The organism is Mesorhizobium sp. LNJC394B00 (assembly GCF_000502555.1).
Lineage (GTDB): Bacteria > Pseudomonadota > Alphaproteobacteria > Rhizobiales > Rhizobiaceae > Mesorhizobium.
Map to the genome: position 1 here is coordinate 37881 of NZ_AYWH01000008.1, position 17346 is coordinate 55226.

Annotated in this window: 20 protein-coding genes; 4 read left to right on the top strand and 16 right to left on the bottom strand. The window is 64.7% G+C overall.

Translation table 11 applies throughout. From position 1 onward, the window contains the following. Positions 1 to 11: 11 nt before the first annotated feature. The 5 genes from X751_RS141020 to X751_RS141000 all read right to left on the bottom strand — a co-directional run bounded on the left by X751_RS141020 (position 12) and on the right by X751_RS141000 (position 5020). The gene (locus X751_RS141020) at positions 12 to 257 is read right to left on the bottom strand and encodes a MoaD/ThiS family protein (protein ID WP_023712829.1); all 246 of its coding nucleotides are present in this window, start codon (positions 255 to 257) and stop codon (positions 12 to 14) included. A gap of 24 nt (positions 258 to 281) precedes the next feature. After that, the gene (locus X751_RS141015; protein WP_023745745.1) at positions 282 to 2546 is read right to left on the bottom strand and encodes a xanthine dehydrogenase family protein molybdopterin-binding subunit; all 2265 of its coding nucleotides are present in this window, start codon (positions 2544 to 2546) and stop codon (positions 282 to 284) included. Continuing rightward, complete coding sequence (locus X751_RS141010; RefSeq protein WP_023684040.1) at positions 2543 to 3025, bottom strand: (2Fe-2S)-binding protein; 483 nt, start codon at positions 3023 to 3025, stop codon at positions 2543 to 2545. Before X751_RS141010 ends, X751_RS141015 begins: the two co-directional genes overlap by 4 nt. Beyond that, positions 3025 to 3885 (bottom strand): xanthine dehydrogenase family protein subunit M, encoded by an 861-nt coding sequence (locus tag X751_RS141005; RefSeq protein ID WP_023693632.1) that lies wholly within the window; start codon positions 3883 to 3885, stop codon positions 3025 to 3027. The genes X751_RS141010 and X751_RS141005 overlap by 1 nt, the downstream gene beginning before the upstream one ends. Positions 3886 to 4063: 178 nt before the next feature. Beyond that, entirely contained in the window at positions 4064 to 5020 is a 957-nt protein-coding gene (locus tag X751_RS141000; RefSeq protein WP_023745746.1) for an SDR family oxidoreductase, read from the bottom strand. Between the two features lie 95 nt (positions 5021 to 5115). On the opposite strand from X751_RS141000, the gene X751_RS140995 reads away from it, so the two are divergent. Then, positions 5116 to 6024, top strand: coding sequence for a LysR family transcriptional regulator (locus X751_RS140995; protein ID WP_023745747.1), 909 nt, complete (start codon positions 5116 to 5118; stop codon positions 6022 to 6024). Here X751_RS140995 and X751_RS140990 read toward each other — a convergent pair. The 3 genes from X751_RS140990 to X751_RS140980 all read right to left on the bottom strand — a co-directional run bounded on the left by X751_RS140990 (position 5988) and on the right by X751_RS140980 (position 8437). Beyond that, positions 5988 to 7163: an MFS transporter gene (locus tag X751_RS140990; protein WP_023745748.1), complete on the bottom strand. Its 1176-nt coding sequence runs from the start codon at positions 7161 to 7163 to the stop codon at positions 5988 to 5990. The two genes, X751_RS140995 and X751_RS140990, sit on opposite strands and share 37 nt — an antisense overlap. Positions 7164 to 7318: 155 nt before the next feature. Beyond that, positions 7319 to 7627 (bottom strand): DUF1244 domain-containing protein, encoded by a 309-nt coding sequence (locus tag X751_RS140985; RefSeq protein WP_023690051.1) that lies wholly within the window; start codon positions 7625 to 7627, stop codon positions 7319 to 7321. A gap of 12 nt (positions 7628 to 7639) precedes the next feature. Next, complete coding sequence (locus X751_RS140980) at positions 7640 to 8437, bottom strand: N-formylglutamate amidohydrolase (RefSeq protein ID WP_023673119.1); 798 nt, start codon at positions 8435 to 8437, stop codon at positions 7640 to 7642. Between the two features lie 246 nt (positions 8438 to 8683). Here X751_RS140980 and X751_RS140975 point away from each other — a divergent pair, with 246 nt between their 5' ends. Both X751_RS140975 and pyk read left to right on the top strand, forming a co-directional pair. Further along, on the top strand, positions 8684 to 9172 hold the full coding sequence (locus tag X751_RS140975) for a DUF1036 domain-containing protein (RefSeq protein WP_023745749.1): 489 nt from the start codon (positions 8684 to 8686) through the stop codon (positions 9170 to 9172). Further along, complete coding sequence (gene pyk, locus X751_RS140970) at positions 9169 to 10614, top strand: pyruvate kinase (protein WP_023745750.1); 1446 nt, start codon at positions 9169 to 9171, stop codon at positions 10612 to 10614. Before X751_RS140975 ends, pyk begins: the two co-directional genes overlap by 4 nt. Positions 10615 to 10622: 8 nt before the next feature. Here the strand turns inward: pyk and X751_RS140965 are convergent, their stop codons facing one another. From X751_RS140965 to ykgO, 4 genes are all read right to left on the bottom strand, one after another. After that, on the bottom strand, positions 10623 to 11087 hold the full coding sequence (locus X751_RS140965) for a hypothetical protein (RefSeq protein ID WP_023745751.1): 465 nt from the start codon (positions 11085 to 11087) through the stop codon (positions 10623 to 10625). Between the two features lie 7 nt (positions 11088 to 11094). Beyond that, positions 11095 to 12159, bottom strand: coding sequence for an alpha/beta hydrolase (locus X751_RS140960; protein WP_023745752.1), 1065 nt, complete (start codon positions 12157 to 12159; stop codon positions 11095 to 11097). 246 nt (positions 12160 to 12405) lie between these two features. After that, entirely contained in the window at positions 12406 to 12987 is a 582-nt protein-coding gene (locus tag X751_RS140955) for a hypothetical protein (RefSeq protein ID WP_023684032.1), read from the bottom strand. 113 nt (positions 12988 to 13100) lie between these two features. Next, on the bottom strand, positions 13101 to 13226 hold the full coding sequence (ykgO, locus tag X751_RS140950) for a type B 50S ribosomal protein L36 (RefSeq protein WP_006327841.1): 126 nt from the start codon (positions 13224 to 13226) through the stop codon (positions 13101 to 13103). Between the two features lie 242 nt (positions 13227 to 13468). Here ykgO and X751_RS140945 point away from each other — a divergent pair, with 242 nt between their 5' ends. Beyond that, entirely contained in the window at positions 13469 to 13897 is a 429-nt protein-coding gene (locus X751_RS140945) for a lysozyme inhibitor LprI family protein (RefSeq protein WP_023745753.1), read from the top strand. A 38-nt stretch (positions 13898 to 13935) separates the two neighbouring features. On the opposite strand, the gene X751_RS140940 is transcribed toward X751_RS140945, so the two are convergent. The 4 genes from X751_RS140940 to X751_RS140925 all read right to left on the bottom strand — a co-directional run bounded on the left by X751_RS140940 (position 13936) and on the right by X751_RS140925 (position 17268). Beyond that, positions 13936 to 15012, bottom strand: coding sequence for a 5-(carboxyamino)imidazole ribonucleotide synthase (locus X751_RS140940; protein WP_023745754.1), 1077 nt, complete (start codon positions 15010 to 15012; stop codon positions 13936 to 13938). Further along, positions 15009 to 15506 (bottom strand): 5-(carboxyamino)imidazole ribonucleotide mutase, encoded by a 498-nt coding sequence (purE, locus tag X751_RS140935; protein ID WP_023745755.1) that lies wholly within the window; start codon positions 15504 to 15506, stop codon positions 15009 to 15011. The genes X751_RS140940 and purE overlap by 4 nt, the downstream gene beginning before the upstream one ends. A gap of 74 nt (positions 15507 to 15580) precedes the next feature. Continuing rightward, on the bottom strand, positions 15581 to 16786 hold the full coding sequence (locus X751_RS140930; protein WP_027050794.1) for an aminotransferase class V-fold PLP-dependent enzyme: 1206 nt from the start codon (positions 16784 to 16786) through the stop codon (positions 15581 to 15583). Positions 16787 to 16806: 20 nt separating this feature from the next. Beyond that, entirely contained in the window at positions 16807 to 17268 is a 462-nt protein-coding gene (locus tag X751_RS140925) for a RidA family protein (protein ID WP_023673109.1), read from the bottom strand. Positions 17269 to 17346 lie beyond the last annotated feature (78 nt).

Sequence of the window (17346 nt, forward strand, 5' to 3'; positions counted from 1 at the left end):
TCGCCCCCCCGTCACCCCCCAGCCAATCTCGGCAGCAGAAAAATCTCCGCCCCTTGCGGCAGTTCCTTCGACCACGTATCGCGATAGATCGTCCCGTCGATGGCCACCGCGATGCCCTTCTCGATCCAGGGCTCGATGCCGGGATACTGTTCAGCCAGTTTCCTGAACAGCTCCCTTATGTCCTTGGCCTCGACCTCGACCTTGCTCTGGCCGCCGGCGAGCTGGCCCAGCGCGCCCCAGAGCGTGACTTCGACCATTAGGGCAAGAACCTCATTTCGGCCTTAGCCTCCCCGTTCCGCCTCGATCGCGGCGAGAACCCTTGGCGGCGACATCGGGATGTGGGTCATGCGCACGCCGGCGGCGTTCGAGACGGCGTTGGCGATCGCCGCCAGCGGCGGCACGATCGAGGTTTCGCCGACGCCGCGCACGCCATAGGGGTGGTTGGGGTTGGGTATCTCGAGGATCTGCGTGTCGATCATCGGCAGGTCCGAGCAGACCGGGATGCGGTAGTCGAGGAAGCCGGCGTTCTGGAGGCGCCCGTCCTTGCCGTAGATATACTCCTCGTTGAGCGCCCAGCCGATGCCTTGCGCGGCGCCGCCCTGGTACTGGCCCTCGACATAGGTGGGGTGCACCGCCTTGCCGGCATCCTGGATCACTGTGTAGCGGATCACCCTGGTCGAGCCGGTATCGGGGTCGACCTCGATGTCGCATATATGGGTGGCGAAGGAGACGCCGGCGCCGTCGGCGACGAGTTCGCTGTGGCCGGCGATCGGCCCGCCGGTCTTGCCGGAAGCGGCGGCGATCTCCTTCAGCGACAGGGCTGCAAGATTGCCGTATTTTTCGCCCTTGGCCATGGCGTGGCCGTTTTCCCAGACCACGTCGTCGACGGGGATGTCCCACGTCTGGGCGGCGCGCTCACGCAGGATCTTGATCGCGTTGCGGGCGGCCGAGATGGTCGCCATCGAGGACGAGAAGGTGCCCCTGCTGCCGTCGGTCATGTCGTTGTAGCCAAGCGAGGATGTGTCGGCGACCACCGCCTTGAGCTGGGCATAGTCGATGCCGAGCTCCTCCGCCGCCACCAGCGACAGCGACGCGCGCGAACCGCCAACGTCCACCGTGCCGACAGCCAGCGACACCGAGCCGTCCATGCCGATGTTCAGGTCCACGCAGGTCTGGCCACCGAAGTTGAACCAGAAGCCGCAAGCCATGCCGCGGCCCTGGTTCTTGCCGAGCGGCGCCTTCATGTGCGGATGTGTCTTCGCCGCTTCCAGCGTCGGGCCGATGCCGATCGGGCCGTAGACCGGACCGTAGGACGAGCGGGTGCCTTCCTGCGCGGCGTTCTTGATCCGGAACTCGACCGGATCGATGCCGAGCTCCTTGGCCAGCTCGTCGACGGCACTTTCCACCGCGAAAGCCGCCATCGGTGCGGAGGGCGCGCGGTAGGCCGCGGTCTTCGGCCGGTTGACCAGCACTTCGAAGCCGACCGTCTTGACGTTGTCGAGCTTGTAGCAGGCGAATGCCGTCATGGCGCCGATCTCGGCCCATGTGCCGGCATAGGGACCGCTGGTGTAGCGCAGCGTCGCTTCGGCGGCAGTGATGGTGCCGTCTTTGCGAGCGCCGATCTTCACGTCGATCGAGGTGGCGCTGGTCGGGCCTGAGGCGCGGAACACCTCGTCGCGAGTCATCACCAGCTTCACCGGCCGTCCTGCCTTGCGCGACAGAGCGAGTGCCACCGGCTCGGCCCAGACATGGGTCTTGCCGCCGAAGCCGCCGCCGATCTCCGAGGAGGTGACGCGCAGCTTCGAGGCTTCCAGCCCGAGCAGTTGCGCACAATGCTGGCGGTAGACGAAATGGCCCTGCGTGCAGACCCAGAGGTCGGCGGTGCCGTCGGACGAGACGCTCGCAACGCAGGCGTGCGGCTCGATATAGCCCTGATGCGTCTGTTCGGTCTTGAAGGAGCGCTCGACGATGACATCGGCGTGCCCAAAGCCCTGATGGACATCGCCATGGCCGAACTGGCTGCGCTTGGTGACGTTGGAGGGTTTTGCCGGCTTTTCCTCGAGACCCTCGGTGAAGATCGTGTCGTTGATCAACGGCGCGGTGTGCTTCATCGCCTCGTCGACATCGGTCACATGCGGCAACAGCTCGTATTCGACCTCGATGAGCTTCAGCGCCTGCCTGGCCGTGCGGGCATCGACGGCGGCGACCGCGGCCACGGCGTGGCCGTCATAGAGCGCCTTGCCGCGCGCCATGCAATTGTCGAGGACGTCGTACATGGCGGCATCGCCATCGGTGAGATCGGGCAGGTCGGCGGCGGTGATCACCGCTTTCACGCCGGCCAGCTTTTCCGCTTTCGAAGTGTCGATCTTGAGGATCCTGGCATGCGCATGCGGGCTGCGCAGGACACGCCCGACCAGCTGTCCCGCCATGTTGAAGTCGGCGCCGTAACGGGCGCGTCCGGTCACCTTGTCGACGCCGTCGGGACGGATAGGCCGCGTGCCGACGGAGGAGAATTTGCGGCCCGAAAAGCGTGGATCGAAGTTCATGCGTGCGCTCCCTTCATCACATTGGCCGCATCCTGGACCGCGCGCACGATCTTGTCGTAGCCGGTGCAGCGGCAGAGGTTGCCGGCGAGGCCGAAGCGGATTTCTTCCTCGGTCGGATCGGGGTTCTTGGCCAAAAGGTCCTTCGCCGCGATGAGGAAGCCCGGCGTGCAGATGCCGCATTGCAGCGCTGCATGCTCGAGGAATTTCTGCTGCAGCGGATGCAACTGATCGCCATGCGCCATGCCTTCGACGGTCTCGATATGCCGGCCTTCGGCTTCAGCGCCAAGCACAAGGCAGGAGCAGACCAGCCGATTGTCGAGAATGATCGAGCAGGCGCCGCAGTCGCCCGTGCCGCAGCCTTCCTTGGCGCCGGTCAGCCCGAGCCGGTCGCGCAGGACGTCGAGCAACGTCTCGTCGGGCTGGCAAAGGTATTCGACGTGATCGCCGTTGATTGTCGTTGAAACTGCTACACCGGCCATCATTTGCCTCCTGCGCGTGCGTAGGCGGTCGTCGCGGCCCGTCCGGCCAGCACGCCCGCAACTTTTCGTCTGAACTCGATGGTACCGCGCTTGTCGTCGATGGGGCGGCAGGCCCCAGCGCAGATCTTGGCGAGCCGCTCAAGTGCCGCCTCATCCAGCTTCCTGCCGATGAGAGCCTCGGCTGCTTCTTCCACCAGAAGCACGGTCGGGGCCGCGGCGCCCAGCGCGACGCGGGCGGCTGTTATGACGCCATGCTCGTCGAGCGTCAGGTTCACGCCGGCGCTGACCACCGCGATGTCCATCTCGGTGCGCGGGATGAATCTGAGGTAGGCGTCGCCCGAACGCGGCGCGCGCTTGTCGAGCAGGATCGCCTCGACGATCTCACCCTTGGTGAGCGAGGTCTTGCCAGGCCCGATCGGCACAGCCTCGACCGGAATGGTGCGCTTGCCCGACGGACCGGCAACCACGGCCTTTGCGGCGGCGGCCACCAAGGCCGGGACGCTGTCGGCGGCCGGCGATGCGTTGCACAGATTGCCAACGATGGTGCAGCGGCCCTGGACCTGTTTCGAGCCGATCAGCTTCGACGCTTCGACGACACCGGGCCAGGCCTTCTTCAGAACCGAGCTCTCGCCCAGGACGGCGCAGGGGACGGTGGCGCCGATGCTGAAGCCGTCGGCCGTCTCCCTGATCTCGCTCAAGCCCTCGATCGCCTTGATGTCGACGATCAGGTCGGGATCGACAAACCCGCCCTTCATCCGAACGAGGAGGTCACTGCCTCCAGCGAGAATGGCTGATGTGCCGGAAGCGTCGGCCAGCAGGCCAACGGCGTCTTCGATTGAAAGCGGACGTATGTAACGCATCGTCTCCCCTTGGTGATGGTGATCTCGCCGACCGTTATAAACAGTCTCCTCATAATGACCATCCGGTTGCTGATTTCCAGCGATTGGGCCAGCACCGCGAGAGAGATTTTTGTCTAAAGTCTTTGTTTTGATGCATGTCGTTGTCCCAGAACCGCGCACACTTCTGGGCGACATGCATTTAAGCGGCGTCTTTTGCACGGTCGAGGCTGATGCCGATGTCCTTCAAGGCCTCGGCCACGGCCTCGTCCAGCGGGGTGTGCGGGACTTCGCCGATGATGCCTTCCAGCCGGTCGGACACGAGCCGGTGCGGTTCGAAGCGCAGATAGGACATCGAGACGATCTCGCGCCACATCGCCACGAACGGGCTGCCGGCGCGCAGCACCCACCAAGGCATGAAGGTCAGTTTCAGCGGACGTCCCAACGCTTTCTCGGCCGCGGCCTTGATGTCCATGTCGGTGACGGCGTGGCCGGGGAAGTTGAGCGCCTCAAAGAAGCCGAGCTTGCCCTGATTGCGCGCCAGGCCGACGAAGCCGATGGCGAAGTCCGGCAAATAGGCCCATTCGTGCACGAGGTTGGCAGGGCCAGGCGCGGTGTAGACGCCCTTGTTCATCTTGGCGGCGACGACGAGGTCGAACCATGATCCGCTGCCGGTGCCGCCGAAGAAATCGCCGGCGCGCAGGATGATGGTGCGGACGCGACCGGCATCGGCCTCGCGGCGAAACAGCGCTTCCATGGCGGAGCGGATGCGGCCCTTCTCGGTGGTCGGACGAAATGGCGTGTCTTCGGTGACCACCTCAGGCATCGGCGAGCCGTAGTTGTAGACAGTGCCGGGGAAAAGATGCAGCGCGCCGTTGGCATGGCAGGCGGCCATGACGTTCTCCGCCATCGGCAGGCATTTGCCCCAGTCGGTGTAGATCGGGTTGAGACCGTTGAAGACGATGTCGACACCCTGCGTGGCGCGGATCAGCGCCTCGCGGTCGAGCGCATCGCCGGCGACGGCGGTGGCGCCCTTGAGTTCGGCTGGGACCTTGCCGCTGCGGGTGACGGCGCGGACGTCGAAACCGGCGTCGATGAAGGCCTTCCCAACCACGCGGCCGAGCCGGCCATTGGCGCCTAGAATTGCGATGTTGGTCATTTTTCTTCTCCGTGTCTGTGTTTGCACGGCGAATATGATGCGTTCATACGCGAATGAAAATTGACTATGGATGCAGATTTGTTATTCATAAATGAATGGAAGACATCGACTGGCACCTGATCAAGAGTTTCGTCACCGTGGCGGAGACCGGCAGCCTGTCGGCCGCAGCGCGCAAACTGTCGGCCAGCCAACCGACGCTCGGGCGTCACATCGGTGAGCTCGAACAGGCGTTGGGCGTCACCTTGTTCCGGCGCGGGCGGCGCGGCTATGCGCTGACGGAAGCAGGCGCCACGCTGTTCGAACGCGGCAAGGCGGTGAGCGAGCAGGCGAGCGCGTTCTCACTATTGGCATTGGGCTCGGTCGAGGCCATCGAAGGCACGGTGCGCATTGCCGCCAGCGAGGTGGTGGCGGCCTATGTGCTGCCGAGGATGACGGCGCGGCTCGGCATCGAGGAGCCCGGCATCGAGGTCGAGATCGTCGCCTCGAACCAGGTCGAGAACCTGCTGCGAAGGGATGCCGATATCGCCATCCGCATGGTCAAGCCGGCGCAGAACGAGCTGACGGCGCGCAAGGTCTGCGATATCAAACTCTGCTGCTGCGCGGCGAAATCCTATCTCGACAGGCACGGCCGCCCGCTCAAGCCCGCCGACCTTGTCGACCATCCGCTGATCGGCTTCGACCGCAGCGACGAGATGATCCGGGGCTTTACCCAGGCCGGCATCCCCGTCACCCGGAGCAGCTTCCGCTTCAGGGCCGACAACCAGATCGTTCTGTGGGAAGCGCTGCGGGCGGGAAACGGCGTCGGTCTTGGCCAGGAGCCGCTGGCGGACAGCGACCCGTCGCTGGAGAAACTGCTGCCCGGCCTGCCACTGCCCAGCCTGCCGGTGTGGCTGGCCATGCATCGCGACGTGCGCACCAGCGTGCGCATCCGCCGCGTCGCGGATTTCCTCTATGAGGAGCTGAAGCGCTATTCGGCGGGGGCGGCCGCGAATTCGGCGCGGTGAGCGAGCCCGGCCATCAAAAGCACGACGATCAACAGCCCCGACATGGCGACGAAGATCGGCCCGAAGCTGGAATGCTCGGCGACGAAGCCGATCGCCGACGGCGCTACCAATATGCCGGAATAGCCCATGGTGGTGACCACGCTCATGCCGGTGCCCGACGACATGCCTTCCTGGTTGCCGCCGGCCGAGAAGATGATCGGCACCATGTTGGCGATGCCGAAGCCGCAGAGGGCAAAAGCCGCGATGGCGATCCAGGGCGAAGGCGACAGGCCGGCGACCAGCATGCCGGCGGCGGCGACGACGGCAGAGCCGCGCAGCGTGGCCACCGCGCCGAAGCGGTTGCGCACGCCGTCACCGAAAAAGCGCATGACAGCCATGACGCCGGAGAAGGCGGCGTAGGCAAGGCCGGCGATGGCGAGGTCGGCGCCGAGCTCCTGCCGGAGATAAAGCGCTGCCCAGTCGAGCACGGCGCCCTCGGAAATCATCGTCAGCAGCGCCATCAGCCCGACAAGATAGACCAGCGGGTTGGCCGGCAGCGTTAATCTGTGATGCTCGGCGGCCTGCGGCTTGTCCTCGGCGATGAGGTAGCCGACCGCCACGGCAATGACGGCAAAAGCAATGATCGTGACTACAGCCGCATGGGCGAGGTGGCCGTAAGTCTGGATGGCGTAACCGCCCAGACCGCCACCGGCGAAACCGCCGAGGCTCCAGAAGCCGTGCGAGGACGACATGATGGCGCGGGACAGCCGGCGCTCGACCACCACCGCATTGGCGTTCATCGCGACATCCATGCCGCCGATCGAGCCGCCGAAGATGATCATGGCGATCGCCGCCAGCGGGACGTTGGGCGCCAGCGCCACGATCAGCAGGCCGAGGCTGCCGCACAGGCCGAACCAGCGCAACACGGTGCGCGAGCCATGCCTGGAGATCAGATGGCCGCACCAGCTCATGGCCGCGACCGCGCCGACGCCGAACAGAAGGATCAGCAGACCGAGGGTGAATTTCGAGATGTCGAGCCGGGTCAGGAACACCGGAATCTGCGGCGCCCAGCTGCCGGTCAGGAATCCGTTGGCGAGGAAGATCGCGGCTACGGCCCATCGCCCCTGAAGGGCGCTCTGCATGGTGTCTTGCGCGTTCATGGCCCGAATCCGGTCAAGGAATGGCTTTGCGCGGCAAATTAGATCGATTCAATTTCTCGTCAAGCGCTTGGCTGCGAAAAGCTTGTGGGCCACATCTAAGGGGAAACCGTTAGGCGCTGTCCCGCCGACGTCAATCCTGTGAACCGCGCGCTACTTCAGTGATCCCTCGGCCGTCTTGCCTCGAACTCCGCTTTCTTGGCGTCCGAAGCCTCGGTCTGGTTCAGCGCCTGCCATTGCGCATAGGGCATGCCGTAGACGATTTCGCGCGACTGGTCCTTGCCGAGATCGACGCCCTCAGCCTCGGCCGCTTCGCGGTACCAGTTCGACAGGCAGTTGCGGCAGAAGCCGGCGAGGTTCATCAGGTCGATGTTTTGCACATCGCTGCGCTCGCGCAGATGCTCGACCAGCCGGCGGAAGGCCGCGGCCTCGAAATCGCGTTTCTGGTCATCGCTGAGTTCGGTCATTGCCTTGGATCCTCACAGCGGCCCGGTGCGCGAGCCGAACATCTTCACCTGATGTATATCGGGACGGCGGTCGATGGCGTCAACGATCGGCGCCAGCCGTTCCGCCCAGGCCAGCGCCCCCTTGCGGTCTGATATCAGGTCCTGGCGGATCTCGATCAGCGCATGGGCAAAGCCGTTGACGATGGCGTGCTTGAACATGGTGTCGCCGCGCAACGCGCCGTCATAGGGTTCATTGTCGCCGACGACGAGGTTTTTATCCTGCGCCAGCATGTCGATCAGCGGCCGCGCCACGCGGTCGTCGAGGTCCCACAATATGCCGACATGCCAAGGGCGGATGAAGCCCTGCATGACAGGGGTGAAGGAGTGTACGGAGAAGATGAACGGCGCTTTGCCTGAGGCGTGCGCCACCGACGCGATCATGGCGCCGACCGCGTCCTGATAAGGCCGGTAGAAGCCGTCGAGCCGCCTTTCGCGTTCTTGCGGCGCCATAGGGTAGTTTCCCGGCACGACAGTGCCGTCATAGAGCTGGCGGATCAACGTCGGGTCGTCCTCGCCGCGATTGGGATCGATCAGCAGCCGCGAAAAATTGGCGATCACCGCCGGCACGTCGAGCGCCGCCGCCAGTTCGCGCGTCACCGTCTCGACACCGATGTCGTAGGCGATATGGCGATCGAGTTCCGCCGCCGGCAAGCCGAGACTGCCATACTCCTCCGGCAGGTCGCGGCGGGCATGGTCGGCGACAAGCACGATGCCTCGCTTGCGGTCGCCTTCGACGATATCGAAAGGCGCGAAAACTGTGGATCGGGTCATTGGCTGGAAAGGTCTGTTCGCTGGCTTCCGGGGAGGGTGGTATCGTCATTCCCACGAAGAGGACTGTTGCGCAATGCCGTTGTTTGGCCACGGTTTCTGCGAAAATCCTGTGACGCGCGGCGTATCGCGTGTCGGGGGCCTTTCTAAATCGATTGGAATTGGACAGAACGGCGCGTTGACATGCGCCCGGACTTTTCCGAAAAGGGGCGTTGAGAGATGCAGATGACGTTATTGAGGGGTTTCGGGATGGGTTCCGCCGGCAGGCCGCGTGCGCGCACCGCCTTTGCCGTGCCGCTCCTGACCCTGACGCTAGGGCTCACCGCGCTGGTCGCGGCTTCGCCTGCCCGCGCCGATTTCCGCGTCTGCAACGCCACGCAGAACCTGGTCGGCGTTGGCATCGGCTACCGCGCCAAGGCAGGCTGGATCACCGAGGGGTGGTGGCACATCGAAGGATCGAGCTGCAAGACGCTGATCGAAGGTCCGCTGTCATCGAGGTTTTACTATCTTTATGCAGAAGACGCCGAGCGCGGCGGGCGCTGGGATGGCCCGATCAACATGTGCGTGGCCGAAAAAGAGTTCAAGATCGCAGGCGTTTCCGATTGCGTCGCCCGGGGCTTCCAGCGCGCCGGATTCCAGGAATATGACACGGGCGAGCAGGCAAGCTGGATGGTCCAGCTGACCGATGAGTCCACAACGGGAGGCGCTCCAGCCGCCCCGGGAACAAACAGTCAATGAGACGTAGCCGCAAGGTCAAGATCCTCGCCACCATCGGTCCTGCCTCCTCGTCCGAGGAGATGCTGCAGAAGCTGTTCGAAGCCGGCGCCGATGTCTTCCGCATCAATATGAGCCACACCGATCACGAGCTGATGCGCACGCTGGTCGGCCGCATCCGCGCGGTCGAGGAGAAAGTTGGCCGTCCGATCGGCATCCTGGCCGATTTGCAGGGACCGAAGCTGCGCGTCGGCAAGTTCGCCAACGGCAAGGAGGTGCTGACGCCGGGCCAGACCTTCACCCTCGACAACAATCCCGAGCCCGGCACATCGATGCGGGTCTACCTGCCGCATCCCGAAATCCTGAGTTCGGTCGAGGCCGGCCACCGTCTGTTGATCGATGACGGCAAGCTGGAGCTCAGGGCGGTGAAGAGCGACGGCAAGTCTATCACCTGCACCGTCGTCGCCGGCACCACCATTTCCGACAAGAAGGGCGTCAGCCTGCCCGACACCGACCTGCCGGTCGGTGCGCTGACCGAAAAAGACCGCAAGGACCTCGATGCGGTGCTGGCGGAAAGCGTCGACTGGGTGGCGCTGTCCTTCGTGCAGCGGCCGGAGGATTTGGCGGAAGCCCGCAAGATCGCGCGCGGCCGGGCGCTGATCATGGCCAAGATCGAAAAGCCGCAGGCGGTCGCCCGGCTGGCCGAAATCATCGAACTCTCCGACGCGCTGATGGTCGCCCGCGGCGATCTCGGTGTGGAAATGCCGCTGGAAGCCGTGCCCGGCATCCAGAAGCAGATCACGCGCGCCGCGCGCCGCGCCGGCAAGCCGGTGGTGGTCGCCACGCAAATGCTGGAATCGATGATCACCGCGCCGGTGCCGACCCGCGCCGAGGTCTCCGACGTGTCGATCGCCGTGTTCGAGGGCGCCGACGCCATCATGCTTTCAGCCGAATCCGCTGCCGGCGCCTATCCGGTCGAGGCGGTGGCGATGATGAACCGCATCGCCACCAAGGTCGAAACCGACCCGACCTATGCCGGCATCATCAACGCGCAGCGCTCGGAACCGGAAGCAACCGGCGCCGACGCCATTTCGCTCGCCGCCCGCGAGATTGCCGAGACGCTGAAACTGTCGGCGATCATCACCTATACGGCGTCGGGCACCACCGGCCTGCGCGCCGCGCGCGAGCGGCCGCAAGTGCCGATCATCGCGCTGTCGCCGATCCTCAACACGGCGCGGCGGCTGTCGCTTTTGTGGGGCACGCATTGCGTCGTCTCGCCCGACGCCAGCGACCTCGACGACATGGTCGACCGCGCCTGCCGCATCGCTTTCGAAGAGGGGTTCGGTCAGCCGGGCGACCGCGTCATCATCACGGCGGGCGTGCCGCTGAGGACGCCGGGTTCGACCAACATGCTGCGCATCGCCTATGTCGGGTCGGACGTGCAGGCCACCCGCAACATAGGTTGACAGAGGCTTCAACTCATCACAGTTCGCAGCGCTCTTGCCGCACCTTCGGCGTGATCGATACGCTGAAGGAAGCGGTGTGCGCGAGGGATTGGGTCATAGAGATACTGATCCGGGCCGCGCATCTTTCGCGGGTTGAGGTCGGCGGTGTCGAGCAGGTCGAAATCGACCCTTTCCAGCGTGCAGTGCCAGCCTGCGCTATGCGAAGCCCATCCCCTTCCGTGGTGCTGCAGAAGCCGCTCTCTGCTGGAATAGCCGTGATAGTCGAAGGCGATCACGCCGTTCGTCATGTAGATATGGTTGCCGTAGAAATCCTCGCCCGGAATGATCCGTTCGCCGTAGAATCCGTCCAGGGGAGGATGGCTGAGGAAGGTGCCCGCAAGGATGTGGCAGGCGCCGTAGCCGAAGAAGATGCGATCCGGCAGCGCCCAGAACGCTTCGGGGTTTTTCTTGATTCCGTGCTTCAGGACATACATGCGGCCGTCACGTCGGGGCGAGTTGCGCGTCGGGCACCGTAATGTCGGGGCACTGTGCATCGTTGTACGCATCGCCGGCGATGCGTGCTTCCACGGTTTTTACCATTGCCTGCAGGTCGACGACCTTGCCGGCGACTTTCTCGATCGCGCCGACGACGAGGTCGGAGGCGATCCAATCCGGCTTGTGGCCGAGATTGTGGACCCAGATCAGTTCGGCGCCGGGGATGTCCCTGACCAGGCCGACCGAATGGATCGAGGCATAGACCACCTTGTCGCGGTCGCCCGAGATGACGATCGTTGGCGCTGTGATGTCGCGGTATTGCGGCGCGGCGTTCAGCGTATAATCGTAGAGGCCGGCGACATCGATGGCGTTGGCGCGGAAAGCGCCGGGACGCAGCACCAGCGGAATCGAGGCATTGCCGACATAGCCTTCCGGCACCTTGTTGGGAGAAAACACGCAGGCCGTGGCGCCGTCCATCCGCAGCGTGCCTGCCGGATAGGTCAATGTCTCCGAGAACAGCCAGCCGATGATGGGGGTGGCGGTCAGCTTGTAGTACCAGGCGGTCGCGCCGCCCGGCCAGGGGTGGCTGACCGGCGACAGAAAGACCAGCCCGAGCGTCTTCTCCGGGTGTTCGCGGCCAAAGGCGGCGGTGATCACGCCGCCAAACGAATGGCCGACGATGATCGCCTTGTGGACGCCGAGACGGTCCATCAGCCTGGCGATGGTGTCGGCCTGCCCCGACGGGCTCTCATTGCCGGGGCCGCGCGCCGACCAGCCGAAGCCCGGCCGGTCGAGGAAGACCATCTCGGCGCGGCCTTCGAGCAAAGGCCTGATCGGCAGCATCTGATCCCTGAGGTTGGCGCTGGCGCCATGGATGAAGACGATCGCCGGCAGCTCGGCATTTTGAGGCGCCGGCACGTGGACATAGTGGATGCGGGTGGCGTCGATGTCGGCAAATTCGCCGGCCGGCGGGTTTCGCCACTCGATCAGCCACGCGCCGGCGCGGGTGACACCGGCCAAGGCAAAGACGAGCGCGAGGAGCAAAGCACAGGCGGCGTAAATGAGGTTCATGCGCGGAGATACGGGGGTGGAGGGGGATAAGTTCTAGGGAGTAGGGAGTAGGGAGTGGGGAGTAGGGAGTAGGGAGTAGGGAGTAGGGAGTAGGGAGTAGGGAGTGGGGAGTNAGTAGGGAGTAGGGAGTAGGGAGTAGGGAGTAGGGAGTAGGGAGTAGGGAGTAGGGAGTAGGGAGTAGGGAGGTGGCGTCTCAACCAATCTTCTCTACTGACTACTGACTAATCCCTAATTCCTACTGCCTAATCAAATTCCTTCGCCGGCAAGCTCTTCCGAAATTGCCGCGACCTGGTCCTGGGCGCTGCGCATCATCGGATAGATGGTAAGCACCTTCTGCCAGGCTTCGAGCGCCGATTGCTTGTGGCCGGTGGCGGCCATGATCTGGGCCAGGCCGGAAAGCGCGCCGAAATGGCGTGGTTCCAGCTGCAGCGTCTGGTCGATGTCGGACATCGATTTCCCGAAATTCTTCATCATGTAATGGACGGTGGCGCGCCGGTTCCAGCCTTCGGCATATTTTGGCTGAAGGATGACGACCTGGTCGAGGAAGTCGAGGGCGACGTCGAACTTCTGGTCGTCCATCGCCTTTTGCGACCATTGCATCATCAGGTCGATCGAGGCGCTGCCGGACTGGAACCATTCGCCCCAGATGCGCCCGGCGATGCGCTCGGCCGCCTTTTCGTTGCGCTCGCGCTTCAGCTCGGCAAACAGTTGGTCGAGCCTGGCTTCCCTGGTCAGGGCAACCGGCGGCTTTGCCGGCGGATCGTCCGCCGACGCCGGAGCGACGCCGAAAAGAAACAGGGTGGCCAAAAATGCAAAAAGAATCCGCATCGCCGGAATCTAACCCCGGACGGCGGATCGTCAAACTGAAATTAGCGTGAAAGTGCCTGGAACCAGGCAATTACCATCATATGGACGGAGGCAACGAGCCTCCGGCCGAACACTCAGCCCTGGCGCGCCTTGTAGCGTGGAGCGGTCTTGTTGATGATGTAGACGCGGCCCTTGCGGCGAACCAGCTGGTTGTCGCGGTGACGCGCCTTCAGCGCCTTGAGCGAATTCTTGATCTTCATGGTCTTGCCCGTCGGTCTGGGCCCTGTCCGGGCCGAATTATTAAGGCGCGCCTGAAAAGCGCGCCTTTGAACTTGCGGTGGCTCATAAACGAGGAGCCTTGCCCGTGTCAACCGCAAGCGTGCTGGATAGAGGCCGAGAATGGCTTTGGCCATCAAATATCCGCCATCTCGGCTCCACGCCATTGCGCGGCCGAAGGCGGGCTGGAATGGTGCGGCACCCGCAAGCCGATTTGGAGACCTCCATGCGCCTGTTGTTTGTGTCCGCCTGCCTTGCCGTTGTGGCAGCGGCGTCCACCGCGCAGGCGCAGGAATGCGACCGCAACGACGACAGCCAGCAGATGATGAACATCTGCGCCGGCGAGGACTATCAGGCGGCCGATGCCAAGCTCAACCAGGCCTACAAGGATCTCGTCGGTCGCAACGACGACAAGGGCAGGAAGCTGCTGCAGGTCGCGCAACGCGCCTGGATCGCCTTCCGCGACGCCGAATGCGCCTATACGACGACAGACAGCGAAGGCGGCTCCATCCATCCGATGGAGGTTTCACAATGCCTGACCGAACTGACGGACCAGCGCATCAAACAGCTCACCGCGGGCGCCAATTGTAGGGAAGGCGATGCGAGTTGCGCCAGCCCCGACGAGGACGGAGATCTGAACGACGAGCTGCAATAGGGCTCGAGCCACGCCCTCGCGCAAAGTGCCGGAATGGCTTAGCTACGGCGGCTGATGCGCGTGAAATGGCCCATCTTGCGGCCTGGGCGCGCTTCCGCCTTGCCGTAGAGATGCAGCATCAGATCGGGCTCGGCGAGCAAAGCGGGCACCCGCAGCACATCGTCGCCGATCAGGTTTTCCATGACGCAGTTTGAATGCCGGCCAGGGTTGCCCAGCGGCAGGCCGGCAATGGCGCGGATATGCTGCTCGAATTGCGAAACGATGCAGGCGGCTTCCGTCCAGTGGCCGGAATTGTGCACGCGCGGCGCCATTTCGTTGGCCAGCAGCGTGCCATCGGCAAGAACGAAGAACTCGACGCCGATGACGCCGACATAGTCGAGGGCCGCCAGGATTTTCGCTGCCGACCCCTGTGCCGTCGCCGCCGTCTCCAGCCTGATCTGGGCCGGCAGGGTCGAGGTATGCAGGATGCCGTCGCGGTGGACGTTCTCAGCCGGATCGTAGGCGGCGACCGCGCCGTCCAACCCGCGCGCGGCGATGACCGAGATTTCGCGCTCGAAAGCGACGAAGGATTCGAGGATCAGCGGCACATTGCCCATGGTCTCGCATGTGCCGGCAAAGCCGCCCGTCTCCATGTTGCGGAAGACGCGCTGGCCCTTGCCGTCATAGCCCATGCGGCGGGTTTTCAAGATGCCGCTGCCACCGAACTCTCTCAGCGCCGCCGTCAGCTCGTCGTCATTGTCGACGGAGCGGAAATCCGCTGTCCTGATGCCGATGCCGTTCAGGAATAGCTTCTCCGCCACCCTATCCTGGGCAACTTCCAGCGCTCGCGGCGGCGGATAAACCGGGACCTTGGCAGCAAGTGCGCCGGCGGCCGCCACCGGCACATTCTCGAATTCGTAGGTGACGACGGCGCTGACTGCCGCCAGTTCGGCAAGGGCGTCCGCATCGTCATAGGCGGCGGTGATCTGGCGGTTGGCGACCTGAGCCGCCGGGCAATCGGCCTGCGGCTCGAGGATAATTGTGCGGTAGCCGAGGCGCGCTGCGGCAACAGCCAGCATGCGGCCGAGCTGGCCGCCGCCGATGATGCCGATGCTCGATCCCGCGGGCAGGCTCACGGCGCGTCCGTCGGTTCGGTGGCGACCCTGGCGGTTTGGGCGGTGCGCCAGGCATCCAGGCGGGCGGCAAGTTCTTCGTCGTTCAGCGCCAGCACGGCGGCCGCCAGAAGGGCGGCGTTGGCCGCACCCGCCTTGCCGATGGCAAGCGTGCCGACCGGAATGCCGGCCGGCATCTGGACGATGGAGAGCAGCGAATCCTGGCCTGACAGCGCCTTCGATTCGACCGGCACGCCGAACACCGGCAGCGGCGTCATCGCCGCCGTCATGCCGGGCAGGTGGGCGGCGCCGCCGGCGCCGGCGATGATCACCTTGTAGCCGGCCGCCTTGGCGCCTTTGGCGAAATCATAGAGGCGGTCCGGGGTGCGGTGGGCGGAGACGATCAGCCGCTTGTGCGGAATGCCCAGCGCCTCCAGCGTTTCGGCGGCGTGGCGCATCGTCGCCCAGTCGGACTGGCTGCCCATGATGATGGCGACGTCGGCGCGGTGGTCGGTCAAGCGCATGCTCCCGGCGGTAAAGGCGCGCCTTAGCGGAATTCGGGCTGGCCCGCAAGGATGGCGGCCGCCGCAGCCTAGTCCGGCCAGCGCAGGGCGCCGGATGAATCCTTTCGCGGCTGTCTCATCGCATCCGCCGGCCTGTCGGCCGCGGTGAGCACGGCGCGGAGGCGTTCGGCGACGATCTCGGCCTCGCCTGGGTGCAGGTTGCAGGGGTCGAGGAAGAAATGGCCACGCTCGACCTCGTGGTTGCGCACGATGATGGGCGGCGATTCGGCCGCCAATGCCGAGGCGAGGCCGGCGGCACTGAAGCGGCTTTCGGGGGAGACGAAGATCTGCAGCCGGTCGAGCGGATTGGCGGTCGGGTCGGGAATGATGTTTGCGACGATGCCGGGTATTCCCTGCAGCGAATCCCTCCACAGATGGAGCGCCGCTTCCTCGCGTCGGCGGATGCCGGCATGGTCGCGCTTTTCCCAGGCTTCGAGCGCCGCCATCGTGCCGGCGATGCTTTCCTTGCCGACCTTCATGGCGCGGGCGACGCCACGGTTTTGCAGATAGGCGGCGCGGACGAGATCCTTGCGGCCGGCGACGATGCCGCTGGTCGGCCCCGAAAGGAATTTGTGGCCGCTATAGACGACGATGTCGGCGCCGCGCGCCAGGAAGCTACGCAGGTCATATTCGGAAGCCGCGTCGACGATCACCGGCACGCCCCTGGCGTGGCAGATATCGCAGAATTCCTCAAGGGAAAGCATGCCGTATTGCACGGTGTGGTGCGCCACGACGTAGAGCGCCGCCGCCGTGCGCTCGTTGATAGCCTCGCGCACATGATAATCCTGCGTGACGCTGACCGTGCCGGCCGGAATGACCTTGGCGCCGGCGACGCGGATCGACTGGTCGATCGGTGCGCCGTAATTGACGATATGGCCAAGCTGGATGACGACTTCGGACTTCAGGCCTTCGGTGTCGTCGGGCAGCCGTTCGATCGCCAGCAAATTGGTGCCGGTCATTGCCCCGGCGATCGCCATTGTAATGCCTGAGGCGCAGCAGGCGGTGATGAAGCCGGCCTCGCCGCCGGTGAGGCGGGCGGTGATCACGCTTGCGGCGCGCTGCAGATCGTCCATCTCCACCCATTGCGAGGCGATCTCGGCCATGGCGCTGATCGCCTCGGGAACGATGATCGAGGCGCCGAGCGTCGTCATCGTGCCGGAGACGTTGATGATCGGCCGCAGTCCCAGCCGTTCACGGATCGTGGTGTTGGAGCCGGTGTCGGAATAGGTTTTCATGTTCAGCAATCCCTTGACGGTCAGGCGGCGATCTCGACGACCGCTTCGATTTCGACGGTGATGTTTCCAGGCAGCGAGCCGACCCCGATCGCCGAGCGGGCATGGCCGCCGATCTTGTCGAAGACGCTGGCGAACAGGTCCGAGCAGCCATTGACCACTTTCGGGTGGTCGCTGAAGGTCGGCGTCGCATTGACGAAGCCGAGCAATTTGACGACGCGCACGATGCGGCCGAGATCGCCGGCGGCGGCGTGCATGACGGCGAGCAGGTTGAGGCCGGTGAGGCGGGCATGCTCATAGGCCTGCTCGACGGTGACGTCCTCGCCGACCTTGCCGGTGCACAGCGTGCCGTCGGCGCGCAGCGGCCCTTGACCCGAAAGAAAGATCAGCCGGCCGCTTTCCGCATGGGTGACGAAATTGGCGATCGGCGTCGGCGGCTCGGGCAGCGTCAGGCCGAGCTCGGCGAGCCGGATGTAAGGCGTCATGGAAGAATTCTCCTTGGGCCGGCCTGTTGTTTTACGCAATTCCCAAGGGAAAGCGCTTCGCGCTTTTCCCGGGAAAAC